We start from the raw sequence: 22,654 nt of genomic DNA on the forward strand, positions 1-22,654 counted from the left end.
TAAATTGCGGAACGGAATCCGGATCCGAAAAGAGAATGAAACAGATGTCAAACCTGAAATTACAGTGATTATGGAAATAGTGAACATTGAGGCAAGGACCTTCGAGGCGATGCTCCCGGCCGTCCGGACGTTTGCGGACCGGCTGGACCCCCTCGGCCGGCTGTACGGCGACGTGGAGGAGAAGAAAGGGCTGGACAACCAGGAGGTGTGCCTGCTGCTGAAGGTCAGCCCGAGAACCCTGCAGACCCTCCGTGACAACGGCACGCTGGCATACACACAGATCTGCCACAAGACATATTACAAGCCCGGGGACGTGGAAAGTATCATCCGGATAGTGGAGGAGCGCCGCAAGCGTGCTGAAAGTATGGGAAGGTCGATCTGAAAGGCCATGAAAAACGAATGTCGAACAAAAAAAAGATCAAGTCATGATGAATACCGATAACCGTCTGCTCACCCGTGAGAGCAGCGAGCATATAAGAGAGTTCTTCTCCACCGTCGAACGTCTCTCCGTTTCCATGGAGCGTCTCTTTGCCGGCAGGTCACCGGCGATGGCGGGCGAGAACTTCTATACGGACCGCGAACTGGCTGAAAAGCTGAAAGTGAGCCGCCGCAGCCTGCAACAGTACCGTGACAGCGGTCTGCTTGCCTTCACCCGGCTGGGCGGCAAGATACTGTACCGTTCTTCCGACATCGAGAAGCTGCTTGACGGCTGCTACCGGGAGGCGAGAACCAGGCCGGAGGAACTTTAGAAAAGTTCCGTACGGGATCGTGAATGAAGGGGCGGTCGGTTGTCATACCGGTCGCTCCTTCATTTTCTTTCCACCGGATGAACGACTTTAATTTGCTCGTAAAATACTTATACACAGAGTGTTTTTTTCTTTATGAATTATGATCCGGTGACAACATTGGCATAACATGGCGGGACATGGAAACATTTTTCCGATATGGCAATAAGATACGGGGATTCCATTATAAAAAAAGACTCTTATTTTATTATGTCATTATGTTATTCTGAAATTGGGGCGGGCCGTTCGTGTACCGGTGGGACGATCCGTTTCCGTAATGGCGGCACATTCCGTACTGGTATCATTATCCTCCGGCAATGCCGTTTCCCGGTCTTTTCGGAGTGACCTTATGCCGGCCGGTGACAACCGCATGTCCGTGTGTAAACATGGTGGCGCATAAAAACAGGCACATCCTCCGGGCTCCTGTCCCGTCGGATGCACCTGTCTCCGTCATGTCATATACAGCCGGACTCCTCCGGCCCATGCCTCTATCTGAGTATCGGATTCGAGAGCAGTATCTTGTAATAGGCCACTCCGCCAATCTCTACCGGCATCCTCGCCATCATGAACTGCACGCTCTTCCTCTCCACCTTCGCCTGCCGCATGAGTCTCTGCACGATAAACCCCGCCGAGAACCTTGCGCATCTTTTATCCTTCCAGACAATGAACCCCTCGCTGTCATCGGCCCGGCAGATGTACCAGTCATCCGTCTCGTCGTCGTGGGCGAAGTTCACCCGTCCGCCACCGAGGATTCCCAATTCGATTGACATCGTCTTTGACAGATAGACGGTCCCCCTGCTGTCAAGGTTGATGGTCCGCTTTCCCTTGTATGTGACTTCCTGCGGACGGGAGTTTTCCCTGTTGTATACTATCAGTGCCATAACTTTCTTACTTTTCCGTTAAACAATTTTTTCAATACATGAAGCTTTCCACCGCCAGCATCTGACTTCTCCATGCGAAACCGCTGTGGGTACGTACCGCGTCCACTATCCTGCATACTTTCTGCGATATGGCCGATGCCGAGATACCCATGCATTCCGCCAGTGCCTTGAACGAGAACTGCGCCTCATAGAACCTGAGCATGAACATCCGGTACTCCTCGTAGGAGAACTTCTGCCTTACGAAACGCAGTATGTCTCTTACCAGCCGCTCGCACCCGTTCAGGTCGTCCTCGGAAAGGAATTTTGCCTCTTCGCCACATCGGAGGAAGAAATCATCTTCAGGGTGTGCATACCGATTCTCCCTTTTAATCTTTACCAGGGCCGCCTTTTTGTAGCATCCGATGAAATACGCGTCATAGTCCGTTATGTCCTTTCCGGGAACCAGCACCTGCCTTCTTACAAAAAGGTAGGTGTCATGGAAATTGTCCTCGTCCAGCATTCCGTACCGGCGTAACGTCCCTCTCAACCTGTCATAGGATGCAGTGAACCACTCGTTGAACAGTCTTTCCTTTTCTGCGCTCTTGTCTGCCATAGCTTTATATTTTTTTGAGTTATACATGGCCTACACGGGTAGGCATTCTTATTTCTTGTGCTTCCTCCAGTTTGTTTTTCGGCGGTCTCCGGCAAGGCTTGCCGTGAAAAAATACGCTCACGCGAAGCGTGAGGAAGATTTTTTCACGTGCAACCAGCCCGAAGGGCCGCCTTGCGGGACCGGCCTGAAAAACAACTATTTTTGCCGCAAGAAATGAGGATGATGGATTCCTTCCTTCTATCTATTGTCTGTCCGGTGAGAATTTAGATTCCATGCAGCTTTTCTGTCTTTGGTATGTTTGGAGAAATATTCAAGGATATGAAATGAGAACGGCAATACGTGATGTTGCGGAAGGAGCAGATATGGGATTGGAAACAGGAAGCGTGCCCGGGCTTTCATGCAGTTTATACGGCGGTGTTGATTTTGGGGAGGATTACAGGGAAGTGACAGGAAAGTCGGCCGTTCCGGAGAAATTGTATGTGTACGTTGTTCCTTCCGAAATACGGAGTCTTTTAAAATCATGGAAGACCTCATTCGGGAGTGTGTCTCGATATTTGCCTGAGACAAAATTATAAGTCGCCTATTCATGGATAAGTATTTGGAATATATCAACGACATGCTACGATGCAATAAAGAGAATCGGAACGGCAGACTGAAACTCGCAATCTGCTGATAATGCGGACTATTCTAAAACAAGTGTGGAAAACTTGAAGACATCCGACGGAAAACCTTGGAAAAAGAAGAACCGGACAAAGTCTCCGCCTTCAAAATAATGCTCTATTATGCCACAGGTGCGGCATTACTTGTCATTCCGGATTGGCTTCCCATGAAATCCACCGCCCGCCATCAAGAAAACGGCCGGTGCCATATGGCAGGTAATCGTAGCGACAGCCTGTCTTTGGAACCCGTTGTCACCCTAAAGGATTTTACTGATATATTATTATGTCAGTCCTTTTTCAAATCAAAATACAGCAAACGGGTTTTCAAAGGTTCATCTTGCGGAATATCATAATATTGCTTTTCTATCACGTCTGTTTTATAGAGTGGAACGAAACCGTTTCTTTCATAATACCTGAGAATCTTTTCCTCATTGTATGCATCCACCACGATAAAACGGCATCCTGTCTTGTTGTCCTCATGACGGAACCAGTCTTTTATGAAAGCCATCAGTTGCCGTCCTACGTGGCTTGATGTACCCTGATATTCCAGGTTGACCCCCAGTCTTCCTATCAGCACGGCCGGATAGCTGCGTCCACGTTTAGGATTTACAATATTGCGTTGCAGCCTGTTTTTATCATTGGGGGATATTAATCTGGTCTTGATACTGTCATTGGACAAGGTAAACAAGGCCACAATACGATGCGGGATTTCAGTCGTCACCCAACAATATGTTTTCCCAAGGAGTTCATCCGCATACAGATCGGCATCATTGAGAAAAAAATCATCAAGGTCATTCTCGCCACAAGTGAAAGGAAGGCAATTCCTCCGTACTTCCTTGTTATAGGCAAGCATGACACAATCATCATATAAAGAAATACCGTCCATTGCTGTTAATTGAACCGGAATGAACGGGATTTCTCCAATACTTTTCGCAACCGTTTCTTTGCCTCCACTGATAACCGGGGTGTTACCTTTGCGGCGTTCTTGTCTGCACTGCGTACGAAATCTTCCGCCGTAACGCCCTCCAAAACCGGAATGTTCTTGATAGTTATAGCCATAATATTATTTTTTGCAAAAATACAACTTTGTTGTTATACAGCCAAATAATAGCCCGTCTTCCACTCTTTTTTCCGGAATGTTCCTCCATATCCGGAAAAGTCTGTGTCACGCCACCCGTTGCGGTAAGCCGTTTTTCTCAAGGAAAGGGCAGGCAATACCGGCGGACGTGGATATGGGCAAAACAACCCGCATATGCAATGCAGAGGGAGCAGGAGAGCCTTCACCACAGCCGGAGAGAAAAGTGGTTTCATGCCGGGGTACGGCATGAAAAGGGGCTCCCGGACAGTTCTTTTCCTTGTCGCACATGCACTACGTCGGTCGCAGTTTTCGCCTTCTGAATCCCTCTTACGTCCGTCCCTGCGCTTTCGGAGCGTTTTTCCGGCAGAAAATTTCGCCGTACGGAAATTTTCTGCCGGAAACCGAAGGGAAAACGCGGAGTCCCGCAGGGACGGACGAACTTTGATGAGGAAGGGGAAAATCATCCGTTTCATAAATACCATTTCCTCAGATGGCATCGCATATTTCCTTCTCCATCTTTTCCAGCTTATGGGACAGGATTTCCATGTCGCTGCTGATCTTCTGGTTGGTTATCCGGGCATATATCTGGGTGGTTTTCAAATCCGTATGCCCCAAAAGACGGCTTACGGTCTCGATGGGTACACCGTGCGAGAGCAGCACGGTGGTGGCGTTCGTATGCCGGGCCACATGATAGGTCAGCCGTATCTTGAAACCGCACTGCCTGCCAAGTTCCTTCAATATGGTGTTGCATCTGCCGTTGCTCGGTACCGGAAATACATGACCGTCCTTGGACAGTCCCTTATACTTCTCTATGATGCGCTTGGGCACGTCCAGCAGGCGGATGTTGGACTCGGTGTTTGTCTTGCGACGGCGGGTGATGATCCAGAGGTTGCCGTCGAAGAAGGTCTGGAGCCGGTCGGTCGTCAGTGCCTTCACGTCCGCGTATGCCAGTCCGGTGAACACAGAGAAGATGAAGAGGTCGCGTACCAGTTCGCAGGTCCCGCTTTTCACCGGGGTCTCCATCAACGTCTGTATCTCACACTCCGTCAGGTAGCCTCGGTCAACGCTCTCGGGGGAATTGATGTACCCGGCGAAGGGGTTGAAGGGAAGCGCACCGCTGTTGCGGGCGATGGAGATGACGTGCTTGAGCCCGATCATGTAACCCCATACGGTATTGGTGCGGCATTTCTTCTCCGTACGCAGGAAATACTCGAAGTTGTTGATGAAGGTCAGGTTGAGTTCCTTCAGGGGGATGTCGTCACGGCGGTATACTTTCGGGACGAACTCGCAAAGGTGCCTGTATATGGTACGGTAGCGGTTGTATGTTCCCTGCACGCGGCTGTGTCCCACTTTCTTGATGAACTCCTCGTTGTGCTGCTCGAAGAGCTTCAGCAGCGTCTCGCGTTTCACGCCCAGCCCGAGGCAGGCGTCCCTCAGCCTGGCGGCGGTGACATAGCCGTCGGACTGCATCAGTTCCTGGTAACGGCGGTTCACGTCCACGCGTATCCGGTCAACCGCCGCATTGATTTTCTGCGCCTCGGCGCTCTTGCCCGTGGCACGTGCCGTTTTCACGTCCCAAAGTTTCGGGGGCACGTCCAGCTTGCAGCTGAACTGCTTGATTTCGCCGTCTACCGTAAGACGGCACATCAGGGGGAGATAGCCGTTGGCTCTCTCGCTGCCCTTCTTCACGTAGAAGAGGATTTTGAAGGTCGATCTGCTCATACTCGTTTTCATACTTTTTTGATCGTTACAAAGTTAATATCAAGCGAGTTGTCCTCAGGTATGAAAAACTGTGCAAATTACTGAAATAGAATCTGTTGTGCCATTTCTTGTTCCTGTTATATCAGTAACGATATGGGAACTGAAGTCTTTCGCAGCTTTTATCGGACCTCCTTTTTCAGCTTATGCAGTATTATGAGTTAAACACCTAACCACTTAATAGACTGCATTTTTGCTGTATTATCATCAACCTTGCTTTTTCTTTCTGCGTTTACTTTAAATATCGATTCGCAGAGATTGAATCGTTAATTTACAGTTTTTCCTTATCCTCTGCCAACAAAAAGTTTCGCAGTGAAATCTGTTTAATTCCTTTGTAATTTCCCCCGCTTTGCATTTCATCCATTGTTACCACATATTTGGGGTAATTGTCTGCTATTTCCAAAAGATTGCCAAATTCTCGCCTAACAGTTGCATCATCGGGAAGCATATATGCTACTTGAATATAGATTTTATGGTCGTCTTTGGAAGCAATGAAATCAATTTCCTTATTACCACTCTTTCCAACATATACTTCATATCCATATCTTAACAAATCAATGCATACTACATTTTCCATTAACTTGTTGATGTCTTTTCGAAAATCGAAATGCTGTATGGAATTATGTAATCCCAAATCTTCAAAATAATATTTCTCACCAATCTCAAAGATTTTCATCCCTTGGATTTCAGCTCGTTGAATTTTGTAAATAAAGAAACTATTGCACAGTGCCTTTAGATAGTTCAGAATTGTCTGCGTAGGAATGTTGACGTGTTGCGACTTTAAATATTTACTAATATTCTGGGCAGAAAAAAGAGAACCGGTATTATCTATCAGATAAGCTACGAGATTTTCCAAAAAAGATACATTCCGGATTGATTCACGTGCAACCACATCTTTTAGTAGGATAGTGGAATAAACGTTTCTCAAATACTCAAATATGACATTCTTGTCCATTGTTAGATTATGAATGTAGGGCATACCTCCGAATGTAAGATAGAGTTTTAAACTTTCGGTGGAATCTTGACATTGATTGAAAGTTAAGAATTCCCCGTAGCTAAGTGAATGAATGGGAAATTCTATATATCTTCCTGCCAACTGAGTAGCAAGTTCACTGGATAGCATTTTAGCATTACTTCCGGTGCAATAGATATCGCATCTATTTTCATTCAATAAACTCCGCAGACACAATTGGAATTCTTCAATCTCTTGGATTTCATCTACAAAGAGATAGTTATGATTATGCCCAATAACCTTCTTTAAAACATATTGATAAAGATCCATGTAGTTCCTAATTTCCGTGAAGGCAAGTTGCTCTTTATCTACAAAAATGATATTGGCTTCCGGTATGTTTTTCTTTATGATATCTGATATCTGCAAAAGAATGTAGCTTTTACCTATCCTACGTTGGCCGGTTATTACTTTTATTATACTTTTATCAATAAACGGTTCAATTCTCCTTATGTATAAAGGGCGGGAGATATAATTTTTCATATTCAAACACGATTTAGTTTATGCACAAAGATATAAAATCATTCAATTATAATTGAATCTTTCCATACATATTATATATTCATCGATTATAAATAACATATGTAAACCAAATATTTCTCAACAAAAAATATTTTGGAACTTTCATGGATAAAATCTATCTTTCAAGATATATTCCTCTATATAATCTATCGTTATTCTTGAATAAAAAACATTTATTGGGTTAATTAGTACATCACCAATTAAAAGAGTAGAATGAAATGTTACAATAACGTGCTCATTATCAGCTTTTAATTATTCAAAACGGTATGAAATGGGTACTTTGAGATACTTACTTCCCTTTGCCATATACCTTTATAGATAATATACAATAGAATAAACCCTGTTCTACGACAAACATAAACAGTTGTTTTTCAACAATATACAATTATTATAGTTCCGCGAAAACTCTGGTAATTTCGTACATTGGCATGCAGACTCAAGAGGTCTCGATAAAACCTAATTTAAAAGTGATTTTGAAAAATAATGCAGAACTCCTTGATGAAGTGATAGTAACAGCTTATGGTACTGCTAAGAAGTCGGCATTCACAGGTTCAGCGAGCGTAGTATCATCTGAAGATATTGGCAAAATTCAAAGTAGTAATGTGGCCAATGCTTTGAGTGGAAAAGTGTCTGGTGTTCAACTCAACAACAACTCTGGTCAACCTGGTTCCACAAAGCCGACTATCCGTATCCGAGGTATCAGTTCTATCAATGCAGGGAATGACCCACTTATTATTCTTGATGGTGTTCCTTACGATGGTGACATGAATAATATATCTTCTCAAGATATTGAGTCCATGACCGTGTTGAAAGATGCTGCATCCAACGCATTATATGGCGCTCGTGGTGCTAATGGAGTGATTATTATCACTACTAAAAAAGGAAATTCAGGGCAAGCGCGGGTGACGGTAGATGCCAAATGGGGCTCCAACTCACGTGGTACACAAGACTATAAAACAGTATCCAACCCTGCACAATATTATGAGATGTATTATGGTGCATTAAAAAACTATTTAATAAACTCGAAAGGTTACACTCCTAATGATGCACATATCTTTGCAGCAACAAATATGGCTGCACATGATGCCAACAATGACTACTCATTGGGGTACAACGCTTATAATGTTCCTCAAGGTCAATACCTCATCGGAAGCAATGGCAAATTGAATCCCAATGCAGTACTGGGCAATATTGTTGAATATGGAGGTCAACAATACCTAATTCGTCCAGACAAGTGGCTGGATGAAGTTTACAGCCATGGCTTGCGCCAGGAATATAACGTCAATGTATCTGCTGGAACGGATAAGTCCTCATTTTATACTTCTGTTAGTTACCTAAACAATGAAGGTATTACCGTTAATTCTAACTATGAGCGCCTGACCGGTCGTTTGAAAGCTGACTACCAAGTAAAAGATTGGCTGAAAGTAGGTGCAAATATGGCCTATACTTATTTTAATGCAAATTCTTTGAGTGAAGACGGTTCATCAGCTTCTTCTGGTAATGTGTTTGCCATTTCTACCCGTATTGCTCCTATTTATCCTATGTATATTCGTGATGGAGAAGGCAATATTATGATTGATAAAAATGGCTATAAAATGTATGATTATGGTGATGGTGAGAATGGCGGTCTGGGACGTCCATTCATGTCAGGTTCCAATGCTTATTCTGCCACTATGCTGAATGAAAACAATGCTGAAGGTAATGCAATTAATGCTATGGGATTCGCAGAACTTCGTTTCCTTAAAGATTTCAAATTCACTTGGACCAGTAGTGTAAATGTGGATGAAACTCGCTCTACAGCTTTTACCAACCCTTATTATGGGCAATATGCCAGTCAGAACGGCATGCTCTATAAATACCATACCCGAAATCTGGCCTATAATCATCAACAATTACTGAACTGGAAACGTAGCTTTGGTTCGCATAATCTGGATGTGATGTTGGGACATGAATCTTACCGCTACAAATACTATTATTTATATGCCAGCAAGTCCAACATGTTCGACCCGACTAATCATGAATTAGCTGGTGCCATCACTGAGAACGGTAATAACTCATACACTACGGATTATAATACGGAAGGCTATTTCGGTCGTGTACAATATGACTATAACGAAAAATATTTTCTTTCTGGCTCTTATCGCCGTGATGCTTCTTCACGCTTCCATCCAGATCATCGTTGGGGTAATTTCTGGTCCGCCGGTGCTGCATGGATTATTTCCAAAGAGGACTTCTTCGATGTGCCCTGGATTAACCTATTGAAACTTAAAGCCTCTTATGGTTCACAAGGAAACGACAATATAGGTAACTATCGTTATGTAAATACTTACATTATTGAAAATTCAGCTGGTACTCCTGCTGCCACCCCTGATGCTATGGGAAATAAGGAGATTACTTGGGAAACCAATGGCAACTTTAATGCCGGTATAGAATTCGAATTGTTTAGCCAGCGTCTTACCGGTAATGTGGAATATTTTGTTCGCAAAACAACGGATATGCTGTTTACTTTCCCGCTGGCTCCGTCTTTTGGTTACAGTTACTATTATGCCAATGTAGGTGACATGCGCAATATGGGTGTGGAAATGGAGTTAACAGGTACCCCCATTAAGACTAATGATCTGGAATGGAATCTACGGTTAAACTTGACGCATTATAAAAACAAAATCACTTATCTTCCCGAAAAGCGTAAGACTCTAGATTTGGGAGGACATGGAGGATATAGCAGTGGCAGTTACTTCTATGGCGAAGGATTGCCCCTTTACACTTACCGTCTCCAGAAATATGCAGGTGTCAATGAAAATGGTGAAGCACTCTATTATGTAGATGTAAAGGACCAGAACGGTAAGGTGACGGGACGTACAACCACCACCAACTATTCAAGTGCTACTTATTATGACTGTGGTACAGCCTTACCCGACGTTTATGGTGGTTTTGGTACAACATTGACTTATAAAGGATTTGATTTGACTGTAGACTTCAACTATCAAATTGGCGGACAAGTATATGATGGTGACTATGCCAGCATGATGGGCTCACCCAGCAGCAGTAGCAAAGGAAGCGCTTTCCACGCTGACTTATTGAATGCTTGGACACCGGAACACCATACTAACATTCCTCGTCTACAGTTTGGTGACAACTATACAGCAGCTTCATCAGACCGATTCTTAACTGACGCTTCTTACTTAAACCTGCAAAGTGTAAACTTCGGCTATACACTACCATCAACATTAAGTCGTCGGGCAGGTATTGAAAAAATACGTCTCTACTTCTCTGGTGAAAACTTATGGTTATGGTCTAAGCGTCAAGGACTTGATCCGCGTCAAAGTATCACTGGTGCTGTAACCTCCGCATATTATGCACCGATGCGTACTATTTCAGGCGGTGTTACTTTGACATTCTAATTGTAAAATTAACTTGTAAATGAAATGAATATGAAAAGAAATATATCTAAATTGCTAATTGGAGTTTGTCTCTCTTCGTCCATGCTGATAAACACTGGCTGTATTGAAGAAACATTTCCCACCAATGCTGCGACCGAAGACCAAGTAACCTCCTCTGAGGAAGCTGCTGGAGCTATGCTGTGGTCTATGCATGCTATGCTTAATACCTATGCGATAGATGTTGACCGTAGTAGACATTTTGACTGGGGGTACGGTTCTATCATGCACATTCGTGATGTACAAACTGGCGACATGCCCATTTCTTCTTCAGGTTATGACCACTATTGGCCATGGGAAGAAAACATATATCAAGGTGAAAGCTATATTTATAATCAATTCGTATGGAACTTCTATTGGAGAAATGTACTAGCGGCAAATAAGTTGCTGGCAGCCTTCCCACTGGAAACATCTTCGAATGTAGAAAAAGGTTACGTAGGTGCTGCCCATGCTTTTCGCGCTCTGATGTATTTAGACATGGCACGTATGTATGAATATCTGCCTACAGACGGAACTTCCATGCCAAACGACGCTGGTAATGATGTGACCAATCTTACTGTACCCATTGTTACGGAAAAGACCACCGAAGAAGAATCATACAACAATCCTCGCGTTACCCGCGAAAAAATGGCAGAATTTATTCTCTCTGATTTGCAAGCAGCCGAAAAAAACATTGTTTATCTTACCGAAAGTTCTCGTGCGCTGCCCCATCTGGATGCCGTGTATGGTCTGATGGCTCGCTACTATATGTGGTTGGAAGACTATCCTAATGCTAAAACTTATGCTCGTAAAGCCATCGATGAATCGAAATTGAAGCCTATGACACAAGAAGATTGCCTTAGCACTTCCAAAGGATTCAACACATTAAGCTGTTGGATTTGGGGTTCACAGTTGGTAAAAGAAAATGATGTGGTACAAACCGGTATCGTAAACTGGACTTCATGGATGTCTAATGAGACTTCTTTCGGATATGCAGCACAACGTGTTGGCGGTCCGTACACAATGATAGACGCCAATATGTATAGCCGTATAAACGACAATGATTTTCGTAAGCGCATGTGGAAGGCTCCTCAAGGCACAGCCTTGGATGGTAAGACAAACTTTCTGACTTCTGCCAATCCGAAATATGGAAACTTTGGCACTTGGTTGCCTTCTTACGCTTCTGTCAAGTTCCGTCCTGGTGAAGGTAACCCTGATGATGTAAATTTGGCAGCAGCTATAGCTTACCCATTGATGCGTGTGGAAGAGATGTACTTCATTGAGGCTGAAGCCGCTGAGCATGTGGCTGCAGGTACTGGTAAAGTACTTTTGGAAAATTTCATGAATACATACCGTTTGGCTAATGATGCTCCGGAAGGTACTAAATATGTTTGCTCCGCTACCGATGTTGTAGACGAAATTATTTTCCAAAAACGTGTCGAATTGTGGGGTGAAGGACAGACTTTCTTTGATATTAAACGCTTGGATATGCCTATAGATCGTACTTACAAAGGTAGTAACTTTTATTCCAATACACAATTCAAAACCACACGCCGCCCCGCTTGGATGAACTTCTGCATTGTACAAACTGAGAAAAACAGTAATGCTGCGTTGAGAGGCTATGAAAACCCCGATCCAAGTCAAGTCTATTAATCTAAAGTTCTATTTTTAAAGAAATCAAAATATGAATAAATCAATTAAATATAGTTTTATGGCTTTATCAACGGTATTTGTACTTGGGTTCAGCGCATGTACCGAAGAATGCGACTACGTTCCGGCTCAACAAGTGAACGCTGACTGCATCAAAGCATCATTTGTAAGCGATGGAGAACAAAACATTATAGATGCCAATTCTGAGAAGAAAGTAACCATTACCGTAAATCGCCAAAAAACAGATAGCGAACACACCACGCGATTAAAAGCATTATCTACTAATGATAGTCATTTTATCATACCCGAAAGTGTAACTTTTGCCGCAGGTGCAAACACTGCCACGTTTGATATCATATTCTCTGATGTTGAAGCCGAGGAATATTACACTTACAGCGTAGCATTAGACGAAGCGGACATAGATAGCTATTCGGAAAGTACAATTGCCAATACTACCGGCAGCGTGTTGCAACAAGCTTACTGGGATACGCCAATAGGTGTAGGTGAATTTACACTCTCGGGATTAGGCGCTGTACTTCCTTGTGAAGTACTTCAGACCAGCGAAGCTTCAACCTGGTTCAAAGCAGTAGCTCCTGCTGCTGAAGGAAATGATATTATATTCAAAGTTAATGCTGACAATTCTGTACGAATGAGGGAGACGCCAGTTTGCCTAGTAAACGTAGGATTGCCGGAACCGCAAATGCTTTATATCAATATCAATCCCACTTACGGTGGTTCCTATAATCCTGACACACGCACTATTACTGTGGTTTTAGATTACACATGTTCAGCAGGTCCACTGGGAACTTTCCAAGACACTTTTACGCTTCCTGCAAGTAAATAAGTCATAGAGAAATTAAATAATAAATATTTAAGGGTAGAAAAAGATGGTTTAAAGAATCTTTCTCTACCCTTTTTTTAAATCTGTAGAATGTGCAAATAAAAGCGATAATCAACTTAAAAAAACAATAACTATCAATAACCCATAATCTTATAAAAATATCGTATGTCTGCAATTAGATAAATACATGAATATGAACTCTAAAAAAATAGCTCTATATCATTAGTGAATGTTATGATACTGGTAAGACTACAGTATCATAATGCTATTGGATCGCACAATGAATACATTATACAAGGTTTATCCAATGGAGAATCTAAAAGTGTACTTACATGTATCGTGCTTCGTAGACTTTCAAGAAAAGAATTGCGACAATAGGAATATCCTCTCTCCAATAAACAACAAGCCTGAATAGCCCTACACGATACGGAAGTCGGTGCAGATCACAAAAACAGATTCTTCACCCCGGTGACATAATTCTATGTAAACTACATTTTCTTATAATAACTCTTCCTCACCAAAAAATGTAAATCTGAGGGAAAAATCGTAATATTGTCTATTTATTTAAAATAGGGGAAATTGCATAGTACCCTATGAATAAGATAGGTAGGACAGTATCTACATAACCTTTATAATTTTGAATAGTATTTTACATAAGACTTTATATTCTTATGGATGGTACGAACAACACTAGTAAATAATTGATAAAAAACAACCAAATGATGAATATTGACAAAAGTGTTCCTATTTTTAATAAGGAGAAATCCTGACTTTATAGCTATAACATATTAGCATAGAATCAATATATTATAAATCAGGATATTACCATTACAAATAGTATCATATAAGTAGATTGCCATTTACAGTGGATATGTATAGAGTATCTTCTCTAGAGGATTACTTTATTTCAGGAACTCTTTTTATTTATTTTATATTGCTTATTATCAACAATATAGACTTATTGTAGTTCCGCGAAAACTTTGGTGATTTCGTACATCGGTATGAAGACTCAAGAAGTAATAATCAAACCGAGCGTAAAAGTGGTTATGACGCCTGATACAGAGATACTTGATGAAGTAACAGTAGTGGCTTATGGCACTAAACGCAAACAAGATTTGGTGGGCTCTATCAGCAGTGTAAAGAATGAGATTATCAGTAATTCACAAGCTACATCCGTGTCCAATGCACTAGAAGGAGCTGTGGCCGGTTTGCAGGTTGTAAGCTCTTCCGGCCAGCCGGGACAAGATGCCAATATCGTATTGCGCGGTATCGGTTCTATTTCGGCCAGCAACAATGCGCTGATTGTAGTAGATGGTGTGCCCTTCAACGGTAAGTTGTCGGACATCAACCCTACGGACATTGCTTCAGTGAACGTGTCGAAAGATGCTGTATCCAACTCTTTGTATGGTTCTCGTGCAGCTGGTGGTGTGGTCATGATTACTACCAAGACCGGACGCAAAGACAAGGTGGCCATCAACTTTAACGGTACCTGGGGTGTGGCACAGCGTGCGTACAAAGATTATGATATGGCTACTGATCCGGAAGAGTTCTACCGTTTGTCTTGGTATGGTCTTCGTAATACTTATTGGGCGGCTGGAAAATCCATTGAAGACTCTAATTTAGCAGCCAGTCAGGATTTACTGGGCGAACTAGGTAATTACAATGCTTATATCATCCCGCAAGGAGAATATTTAGTAACACCTGATGGAAAACTTAATCCCAATGCACGTTTGCGTTATAATGATTCGTTTGCCGATGCCTTGTTCGACAATGCCTTCCGCCAAGAATACAATGTATCTGCATCGGGTGGTAATGACCGTACAGATTTTTATGTATCTATGGGCTTTTTGGATAATGACTCTTATGTGTTAGGTTCTTCTTATGAGCGTTTTACAGCTCGTGCCAACGTTAACTCTCAGTTGAAATCCTGGTTGAAGGTAGGTACCAATGTAGGATATTCCAAAGCAACTCAGAATGGTGTACAAGAGAATGCCGGAGCTGCCTCCAATCCTTTCGAAGTAGCACGATCTTGGGCTCCTATCTTTCCGGTTCATGCCTATGATGCAGAAGGTAACATGAAATATTATGAGGATGGAAGCCCCATGTATGATGCCGGAAATGGTGAAACAGACGGTACATCTAAACGTCCTACGGCTACTAACCAGAATGTGATAGCCAACATGAAAGAAGACATCCGTGAAACTGTGTATAACAACCTGACTTCACGCTCGTATCTGGAAATCTCGTTTTTGAAGCATTTCAAGTTTACAGCAAACTATAGTTATGATTTCACGAACAGTAGCCAGACAGTATTCTACACTCCGCTTATCGGTGACGGACAGTCTTTCGGTGGTCGTGGTACAAAAGGAAGCTACAACACTACGACTACCAACTTCAACCAGATTCTGGCTTACAGCAATGTATTTGGCGATAACCACCACTTGTCGGCCAAGATAGGTCACGAGTACTACAAGTATGAATATCAGTATTTGGCAGGACAGAAGACCAACTTCTTTAATCCGAACAATCCGGAACTAGACAACGGTGGACAAATGCAATACATCAATAGCTACACGGCAAACCATAACATCGAGGGGTATTTCGGTATGGCAGACTACGACTATAGCAATAAATATTACGTTTCTGCCGCTTTCCGCCGCGACGGTACTTCCCGCTTTTTGGACCGTTGGGGTAATTTCTGGTCGGTAGGTGCTGCTTGGCGTATTTCCAACGAAGCATTCATGGAAGGTACAAATTCTTGGTTGAACGACTTGAAACTGCGTGCATCTTATGGTACCCAGGGGAATGAAAGCATCCTTTCAGAGTATGACTATGCCTATGTATACACGCCTTACCAAGACCAATACACAGTTACTTGGAATGGTTCAGAGTTGGGTTATTCACCGGAGTTCTACGGTAATCCGGACCTGACCTGGGAAAAGCAGAAGACTTTTGACGTGGGGGTCGATTTCCGTCTCTTCGATAGAGTATACGGTTCATTCGAATATTTTTATCGTCGTACGGATGATATGCTTTTCAAGCGTCCCGTAGCTTTCTCTACAGCCGGACGGCCGTATAACTGGGAAAATCTGGGTGCGATGAAGAACACTGGTATAGAGTTTGAAGTGAATGTGGATATCTTCAATCAGCCTGACCTGAAGTGGACGGTATCGCTCGTAGGCTCCCACTACAAGAACCGTATTGTGACATTACCCGAAGAAAACCGTAAAGATGGCATCACTTCCGGGCCGTTCAATCTGCGCGAAGGTAAGAGCCGTTTTGAGTACTATACTTATATGTATGCAGGCATAGACGAAAAAGGAAATGCCATGTGGTACATGGATGAGACAAACGAGAAAGGGGAAGTGACAGGCCGTACTACCACCACCACTTATGCAGACGCAACCCGCTACTTCATTGGAAAATCTGCACTGCCCGATTTCAACGGCGGTTTGAGCACTACTTTTTCTTACAAGGGAATTGACCTTTCTATAGCAACGGCTTTCCAAATTGGTGGCTATGCTTATGACTACTCTTATCTGTCCGGCATGAGTTCTTCATTCTACGTAGGTCATAATAAGGATATGTGGAAAACATTCAACCCTGAGACCGGTCAAGGTTCACTTCCTATTTGGAATGCTGACAATGCTTCCAACTCTTTCACTCAGCAGTCAGACCTCAATCTGATAAAGGCCAGCTACTTCAGCATACGTAACATCACTTTGGGCTACACATTGCCGAAGAACCTGATGCAGAAATTGGGTGTTGAGAAACTGCGTATCTATGCTACGGCAGATAATCTCGGCTTGTGGTCCAAACGTCAAGGATTTGACCCTCGTGTGGCAATGGCTGGTTCTGATGATGAATATGGAGGCTATTCTCCGATGCGTGTAATTTCCGGAGGTATCAACCTTACATTCTAAACTAAAAAATAAAATTGTATATGAAGATAATGAAATATATGATGCAGGTGCTCCTTGTCGGGGGCCTGCTTACATCTTGCATTGAAGATGCTGATGTTACCGCTTATTTGACTGAAGACCAACTGGGCAATGTGGCTCAGGAAGATCCTGATAAGGCTTTTTCAGCTGCTGTGGCAGGTATGTATACTGATATGCAACAGTATGTTGACGTCAATATGAGTCACAACTATTTCGGCCAAAAGAGTTTTGATTACTTAACATCGCTGATGGGCAATGATATGATTATGACCGGACGTTTCGCCATGAGTATGTATCATTATTTGCTGGACTATTGGCAACAGAGTTATACTCCAACCAACAACCGTTGGAAAGAGTACTATCGTGTCATAGCCAATGCCAACGATATCCTCAAGCTTATTGACCCCAGCAGTGAAGATCCCGCCAATTTGAAATATCGTGCCATCGCCCTTGGTTTCCGTGGCTACGCCTACTTGCAACTGACTTACTTATATCAGTATTCTTACTATACCGGTGCGGATGGAACAAAATGGGGTCGTGGAGAGAAATATGACTTCTCCCAGTCACCGTGCGTACCGCTTATTACAGAGGATACGGAAGGTGACCAGCCACGTGCTACTGTAGCTCAAATCTATGAACAAATCAAGAGTGACCTTACTACTGCTTTCGACTTGTTCAAGGATTTGGATATGACGCGTACTTCCTCACCCACTGATATGGATGGCTGCGTAGTAGCTATGCATTTGGCTCGTGCGAACATGGTTATCCATGAATGGGATGAGGCGATAAAGTATGCGCAAGTGGTGATTGATAATTTCCCTATATTGCAGAGTGAAGACCAGATACTCCAGGGATTCAGTAATATCAGCTTACCGGATGTAGTATTCGGATGTGATATTACAGCAGATAATAGTACGACTTATATGTCTTTCTTCTCGCAGATGGATGCTTATGGTGATGGGTATGCCGGCATCGGTGTATGGCGTGCTGCATTTAAGCCATTAGTAGACCGTATCGCGGATACTGATATCCGTCTGCAATGGTTCTGCTGCGACCGTTCTACAGGTGTAACAGATGATTCCGGTAATCGTACAACATTGATTCGTGACACTCAGTCTCCAGTTGCCGTGGAATACCAAGCTGTAAAATTTATCGGTACAGGTCGTGATAATATCAAGGCCGGTGTGTTCAGTGGATGGGAACTGGGAGATTATATTTACCTGCGCTCAGAAGAAGCTTACATGATAAAAATGGAAGCTTTGGCTCACAAGGGTTCTGCAGAAGCAGTGACTGAACTGAATAGCTTTATGAAGACTCGCCAGCCCGATTATAATTACACTTTCACGAACAAGGCTGACCTGATAGAGGAAATCATTTATCAGAAACGTGTAGAGTTCTGGGGTGAAGGTTTGGAATATATTGATAATCGTCGTTTGAATATTCCTGTAGATCGTACAGATGAAACTTGGGGCGCAGAAAATAATAATCACTTCTCTGCCGGTAAGTTCCGTTATAACCAAGAAGACAGGCCGTTCCTTTACCAGTTACCTCTCTCTGAAATAGAGAATAATTCTCAGCTTTCTCCGAGCGACCAGAATTAATACTTCAAAGGACATGTTATACGGAAAAATGACACAGAAGCGCTATCTGTGCAGACTAATCAAGCTGCATTACCCCAACAATAATAATGCGGCAATTATGATGATTCATCCGGTTGAACATACCGGAATTTCATAATAAAGTGTTTTTGAGAAGCCACTCATTGCGAAATGGGTGGCTTTCTTCTCTTAATCCAACAAAAGACTTCAGGGGGAAGTGTTATTTCAAGATTACATATCTTCCAAAGAAAGCCCTTTATAAGAAACAGAGCAGTTTTTCCATTCTTTGTTGATTGTGACTTTTTTCTTCAATATCCCCCAACCTATCCGTTCAGGATTGTGTTTAATTTCGACCAATTCATAAAATGAAAAAATACGATGTCGGTCTTTCATCCGTTGATTTCAATAAAAGTGAGGTCTTACCGATGCGCCTTCTTCCTACTAAAACCGGCATTTGCGATTCTTCTTGAAACTGTTCTGCTATATTCTTTAAAACAGCCAACTCTTTTTTGACCATAGAATTTCATAATACACCTATTATTTTACATCAAGTCCACTATTATCCGTAGTGTACATTACGATAATACTAATTAAAGACGATATTTGTATAAAATGAATTTATTTTTGAACTTTTACACAAAAAACTATAAAGTAATTTATTTAAGATCCTTTAGAAATAACCTCATAAGTTCATTAGTTTTTTATCCGACAAACACAGACTTTCTCTATTTGAAATAGGAATAGTTATTCTGTAATTTAAAATAGTATTTACATGAAATGCAATATTCTTATGGATGAAATAAATAATACAAGTAAATATTCAACGAAAAATAAACAAATGATAGATATTGACATAATCACCCATTCTTTTAAAAAGAGGAATGCTAATTTTACAACTGCAGTACATTAATTAACACTCAAATAACTATTAATCAAAATATTACATTTGTTAATGGTATCACATAAGTAAGGTTTTGTTTATTGTAGACCCATATAGGACAGCTTTGAAAAGAGTATTCCTTGTTTTAGCCAATTCTTTGACTTATTGTATATTCTTTATTATCAACAGAATACAGATAGTGTAGTTCCGCGAAAACTCTGGTGATTTCGTTTGTTGGTATGCAAACCCAAGAAGTAACGATTAAACCTCATGTAAAGGTAATTTTGAAATCCGATTCTGAGCTGCTTGAAGAGGTTGTGGTTACCGGTTACGGTACATTTAAAAAAGCATCATTTACCGGAGCTGCTTCTACTGTAAACACTTCCACCTTGGAAGATGTACCTGTTCTTTCTGTTGCCGACAAGCTTTCTGGTAATGTCGCTGGTGTTACTTTTGGTTCAAGTTCAAGTAATCCAGGTTCTGTAAGCAGTATTCGTGTACGTGGTATGGGTTCCATCAATGCCGGAAACAATCCGCTTTATGTCATTGACGGAACACCGGTAACAAGTGGAGACTTATCCGAGTTCACTTATAGTGATGCAGGAACTGATATTCTGTCTTCACTCAATACCAATGACATCGAGTCTATCACAGTTATCAAAGATGCGGCGGCTGCCTCTCTTTACGGCTCGCGTGCTGCTAACGGTGTTGTGGTCATTACGACGAAAAGCGGAAAACAAGGTAAAACAAATGTAAGTTTCCGCTCTGACTGGGGTTTTTCAAACATGGCAATAGATTATCGTCCTATGCTCGACGGTGACTCACGCCGCGAACTCTTATGGACCGGTCTCAAGAATTATGGATTATACAGCGGAAACATGTCCGATGCAGATGCCGCAACTTTTGCAGACCAGAACATCGAGGACTTCGCTTCAAAACCCTCAACCGGATGGACGGATTGGAAAGACCTGCTTTTCCGTAACGGTTCTCATCAGAACTACCAGCTGAGCGTATCTGGCGGCAACGACCGTACCAAATTCTACACCTCAGCCGCTTATACCAATCAGGAAGGCATCATTTACAAACAAGGTCTGGAACGTTTCACTGGTAATGCAAACCTCACTCATAAGTTTGGAGACTTTAAAGTTCAGGTTACAAGCCAATTTTCAAAAGTAAGACAAAACAAAACCAATGAAGCTACCTCCTATGATGGGCCTGTAGCCAATTATGCATTCTTCCAAAGCCCCTCATCAACTCCCTATAATGAAGACGGCACATTAAACAATGGTTGCGGCATATTTGGAGTCAATCCTTTGTATGAAAGAGAGCACAGCTCTGACGTTTATACCCTGATGAAGGCATTTAATACAATCAAGTTGACCTATAATATTTGGGACAAGTTAAATTTAAGTGAAAAGATTGCTTATGATTACGCACAAGGTACCAATGATGTTCTTTGGGACAGACACTCAAACAATGGCGCTCCAGGTGGTGTCATGCAGCGCATTGTCAATCGTAATGACCAGCTGAATACACAAACCCAGCTCTCTTACATCAACTCTTTCGGCCTGCACAATATTGATGCCCTGCTTGGTTTTGAAACACAAGATACGGAATATGCTTTCAACTATATGGCAGGCCAAGACTATCCGGGTGATTTGTACGAATTGACAAATGCCGGTTCAACAAGTGCCGAAACCAACAGACAGAGCTATCGCATGACTTCGTTCCTCGGACGTGCCAATTATAACTACGCAGACAGATATTATCTCGGTCTCAGCTATCGTACCGACGGAAGTTCACGTCTGGCAAGAGAAAACCGTTGGGGAAGTTTCTGGTCGGTTTCCGGAGCATGGAGATTCATAGACGAAAGTTTTCTGAATCCCGTCAAGAGTGTATTGACAGATGGAAAGCTCCGTGTGTCATATGGTGTAAACGGAACGCAACCATCAGACTATTACGCTTATATGAATCTTTATAAATATGGAGTCATATACAATGGACAGTCAGGAATGTCAATCGTCGGAATTGCAAACCCGGACCTGAAATGGGAAAAGAACAAAACATGGAATATTGGTCTCGACTTTTCATTCATTGACCGTATCTCCGTAACATTCGACTACTATCAGCGTAAAACCAGTGACCTTATATACGACCTCCCCGTATCACAAGTCGGAGGATATTATGATGGCGATTACGGATATACCACTCCGCAGAACATCGGTTCACTGAAGAACTCCGGTTTTGAGTTGACCATTACATCAACCAATTTCAGAAACAAGGATTTCACATGGACCACTTCTCTGAACATGGCACATAACAGCAACAAACTGACCAAACTGGATGGCCAGCAGAATGAAATCGTATCAGGACCACTGATTCACCGTGTAGGCGAACCTTACTATTCATACTATGTTTATGAATACGCCGGAGTCGACGCTGAGACTGGTAAAGAAATGTTCTACCTGAATGACGGAACAGAGAATGCCCGCAAGACAACAACCAATATCTCTGAAGCCAACAAAACTATTGTAGGCAAGCATCAAGCTAGTATAGAAGGCGGTCTTACCAACAATCTCAAATGGAAGTTTATTGACTTGGGCTTCACTTTCACTTATTCATTGGGTGGTGATGCTTTTGACTACTCCACTTGGCAGCACTCCAATGGCGGTTCACATCTATACGGTGGTGCCGTACCGACATACTACGACATCTCAAAGATGTGGACCGGTCCGGGCGACACGAATGCCACATTGCCTAAATTTGAATATGGAAGCGTAGCTTCACTGTCTTCACGCTGGCTGATGCCTACTGATTATCTACGTCTGAAGAACCTCACATTAGGTGTAAGCATTCCGCAAAACTATATCAGCAAGCTTGGGCTCAGCAAAGCCAGAATCTACTTCTCTGGTTCCAACCTGCTTACATGGAAGTCTAAAGACTTATTTGTAGATCCGGAAATGCGTGTAGACGGACTATGCACATTTGAGACTCCGGCATTGAGAACATATACATTCGGAATAGAATTGAATTTCTAACTAATA

Annotated in this window: 17 protein-coding genes; 8 read left to right on the forward strand and 9 right to left on the reverse strand. The window is 42.6% G+C overall.

Going from position 1 to position 22,654, the window contains the following annotated elements; genetic code table 11:
• The first annotated feature begins 70 nt into the window (after positions 1–70).
• Both HUX74_RS06290 and HUX74_RS06295 read left to right on the forward strand, forming a co-directional pair.
• The gene (locus HUX74_RS06290; RefSeq protein WP_174646373.1) at positions 71–382 is read left to right on the forward strand and encodes a helix-turn-helix domain-containing protein; all 312 of its coding nucleotides are present in this window, start codon (positions 71–73) and stop codon (positions 380–382) included.
• A 43-nt stretch (positions 383–425) separates the two neighbouring features.
• On the forward strand, positions 426–749 hold the full coding sequence (locus HUX74_RS06295; protein ID WP_004295308.1) for a helix-turn-helix domain-containing protein: 324 nt from the start codon (positions 426–428) through the stop codon (positions 747–749).
• A gap of 340 nt (positions 750–1,089) precedes the next feature.
• Here HUX74_RS06295 and HUX74_RS06300 read toward each other — a convergent pair whose 3' ends face one another.
• The 8 genes from HUX74_RS06300 to HUX74_RS06335 all read right to left on the reverse strand — a co-directional run bounded on the left by HUX74_RS06300 (position 1,090) and on the right by HUX74_RS06335 (position 7,245).
• A complete protein-coding gene (locus HUX74_RS06300) occupies positions 1,090–1,269 on the reverse strand; it encodes a hypothetical protein (protein ID WP_174646236.1) in 180 nt (59 codons plus the stop codon).
• Positions 1,270–1,273: 4 nt separating this feature from the next.
• Positions 1,274–1,666 carry a hypothetical protein gene (locus HUX74_RS06305; protein WP_004295310.1) on the reverse strand — a complete coding sequence of 131 codons (393 nt, stop codon included), beginning with the start codon at positions 1,664–1,666 and terminating at the stop codon, positions 1,274–1,276.
• A 31-nt stretch (positions 1,667–1,697) separates the two neighbouring features.
• Positions 1,698–2,258: a sigma-70 family RNA polymerase sigma factor gene (locus tag HUX74_RS06310; protein ID WP_004295311.1), complete on the reverse strand. Its 561-nt coding sequence runs from the start codon at positions 2,256–2,258 to the stop codon at positions 1,698–1,700.
• 945 nt (positions 2,259–3,203) lie between these two features.
• Entirely contained in the window at positions 3,204–3,803 is a 600-nt protein-coding gene (locus tag HUX74_RS06315; RefSeq protein ID WP_004295313.1) for a GNAT family N-acetyltransferase, read from the reverse strand.
• A gap of 5 nt (positions 3,804–3,808) precedes the next feature.
• Entirely contained in the window at positions 3,809–3,976 is a 168-nt protein-coding gene (locus HUX74_RS06320) for a hypothetical protein (RefSeq protein ID WP_004295314.1), read from the reverse strand.
• A 33-nt stretch (positions 3,977–4,009) separates the two neighbouring features.
• Complete coding sequence (locus tag HUX74_RS06325) at positions 4,010–4,477, reverse strand: hypothetical protein (protein ID WP_004295315.1); 468 nt, start codon at positions 4,475–4,477, stop codon at positions 4,010–4,012.
• A 4-nt stretch (positions 4,478–4,481) separates the two neighbouring features.
• The gene (locus tag HUX74_RS06330; RefSeq protein ID WP_005637871.1) at positions 4,482–5,729 is read right to left on the reverse strand and encodes a site-specific integrase; all 1,248 of its coding nucleotides are present in this window, start codon (positions 5,727–5,729) and stop codon (positions 4,482–4,484) included.
• A gap of 295 nt (positions 5,730–6,024) precedes the next feature.
• Positions 6,025–7,245, reverse strand: coding sequence for an ATP-binding protein (locus HUX74_RS06335; RefSeq protein WP_131225749.1), 1,221 nt, complete (start codon positions 7,243–7,245; stop codon positions 6,025–6,027).
• Between the two features lie 395 nt (positions 7,246–7,640).
• Here HUX74_RS06335 and HUX74_RS06340 point away from each other — a divergent pair, with 395 nt between their 5' ends.
• The 5 genes from HUX74_RS06340 (at position 7,641) to HUX74_RS06360 (ending at position 18,733) form a co-directional block, all read left to right on the forward strand.
• A complete protein-coding gene (locus HUX74_RS06340) occupies positions 7,641–10,685 on the forward strand; it encodes a TonB-dependent receptor (RefSeq protein ID WP_174646744.1) in 3,045 nt (1,014 codons plus the stop codon).
• Between the two features lie 30 nt (positions 10,686–10,715).
• Positions 10,716–12,353, forward strand: coding sequence for a RagB/SusD family nutrient uptake outer membrane protein (locus HUX74_RS06345; protein WP_254592838.1), 1,638 nt, complete (start codon positions 10,716–10,718; stop codon positions 12,351–12,353).
• Positions 12,354–12,384: 31 nt separating this feature from the next.
• The gene (locus HUX74_RS06350; RefSeq protein WP_174646375.1) at positions 12,385–13,194 is read left to right on the forward strand and encodes a hypothetical protein; all 810 of its coding nucleotides are present in this window, start codon (positions 12,385–12,387) and stop codon (positions 13,192–13,194) included.
• Positions 13,195–14,171: 977 nt separating this feature from the next.
• Positions 14,172–17,114 carry a SusC/RagA family TonB-linked outer membrane protein gene (locus HUX74_RS06355; RefSeq protein ID WP_138346595.1) on the forward strand — a complete coding sequence of 981 codons (2,943 nt, stop codon included), beginning with the start codon at positions 14,172–14,174 and terminating at the stop codon, positions 17,112–17,114.
• A 20-nt stretch (positions 17,115–17,134) separates the two neighbouring features.
• Complete coding sequence (locus HUX74_RS06360; protein ID WP_138346592.1) at positions 17,135–18,733, forward strand: RagB/SusD family nutrient uptake outer membrane protein; 1,599 nt, start codon at positions 17,135–17,137, stop codon at positions 18,731–18,733.
• 228 nt (positions 18,734–18,961) lie between these two features.
• Here the strand turns inward: HUX74_RS06360 and HUX74_RS06365 are convergent, their stop codons facing one another.
• Positions 18,962–19,123 (reverse strand): hypothetical protein, encoded by a 162-nt coding sequence (locus HUX74_RS06365; protein WP_165491379.1) that lies wholly within the window; start codon positions 19,121–19,123, stop codon positions 18,962–18,964.
• 705 nt (positions 19,124–19,828) lie between these two features.
• On the opposite strand from HUX74_RS06365, the gene HUX74_RS06370 reads away from it, so the two are divergent.
• Positions 19,829–22,648 (forward strand): SusC/RagA family TonB-linked outer membrane protein, encoded by a 2,820-nt coding sequence (locus tag HUX74_RS06370; RefSeq protein WP_371808702.1) that lies wholly within the window; start codon positions 19,829–19,831, stop codon positions 22,646–22,648.
• Positions 22,649–22,654 lie beyond the last annotated feature (6 nt).

Source organism: Bacteroides sp. Marseille-P8574 (assembly GCF_902825465.1).
GTDB classification, from domain to species: domain Bacteria; phylum Bacteroidota; class Bacteroidia; order Bacteroidales; family Bacteroidaceae; genus Bacteroides; species Bacteroides uniformis.

Coding starts and splice junctions, on each gene's coding strand:
- HUX74_RS06290 (WP_174646373.1), top strand. CDS start 71: ATGGAAATAGTGAACATTGAGGCAAGGACCTTCGAGGCGATGCTCCCG.
- HUX74_RS06295 (WP_004295308.1), top strand. CDS start 426: ATGATGAATACCGATAACCGTCTGCTCACCCGTGAGAGCAGCGAGCAT.
- HUX74_RS06300 (WP_174646236.1), bottom strand. CDS start 1,269: ATGGGCCGGAGGAGTCCGGCTGTATATGACATGACGGAGACAGGTGCA.
- HUX74_RS06305 (WP_004295310.1), bottom strand. CDS start 1,666: ATGGCACTGATAGTATACAACAGGGAAAACTCCCGTCCGCAGGAAGTC.
- HUX74_RS06310 (WP_004295311.1), bottom strand. CDS start 2,258: ATGGCAGACAAGAGCGCAGAAAAGGAAAGACTGTTCAACGAGTGGTTC.
- HUX74_RS06315 (WP_004295313.1), bottom strand. CDS start 3,803: ATGGACGGTATTTCTTTATATGATGATTGTGTCATGCTTGCCTATAAC.
- HUX74_RS06320 (WP_004295314.1), bottom strand. CDS start 3,976: ATGGCTATAACTATCAAGAACATTCCGGTTTTGGAGGGCGTTACGGCG.
- HUX74_RS06325 (WP_004295315.1), bottom strand. CDS start 4,477: ATGGTATTTATGAAACGGATGATTTTCCCCTTCCTCATCAAAGTTCGT.
- HUX74_RS06330 (WP_005637871.1), bottom strand. CDS start 5,729: ATGAAAACGAGTATGAGCAGATCGACCTTCAAAATCCTCTTCTACGTG.
- HUX74_RS06335 (WP_131225749.1), bottom strand. CDS start 7,245: ATGAAAAATTATATCTCCCGCCCTTTATACATAAGGAGAATTGAACCG.
- HUX74_RS06345 (WP_254592838.1), top strand. CDS start 10,716: ATGAAAAGAAATATATCTAAATTGCTAATTGGAGTTTGTCTCTCTTCG.
- HUX74_RS06350 (WP_174646375.1), top strand. CDS start 12,385: ATGAATAAATCAATTAAATATAGTTTTATGGCTTTATCAACGGTATTT.
- HUX74_RS06360 (WP_138346592.1), top strand. CDS start 17,135: ATGAAGATAATGAAATATATGATGCAGGTGCTCCTTGTCGGGGGCCTG.
- HUX74_RS06365 (WP_165491379.1), bottom strand. CDS start 19,123: ATGAAAGACCGACATCGTATTTTTTCATTTTATGAATTGGTCGAAATT.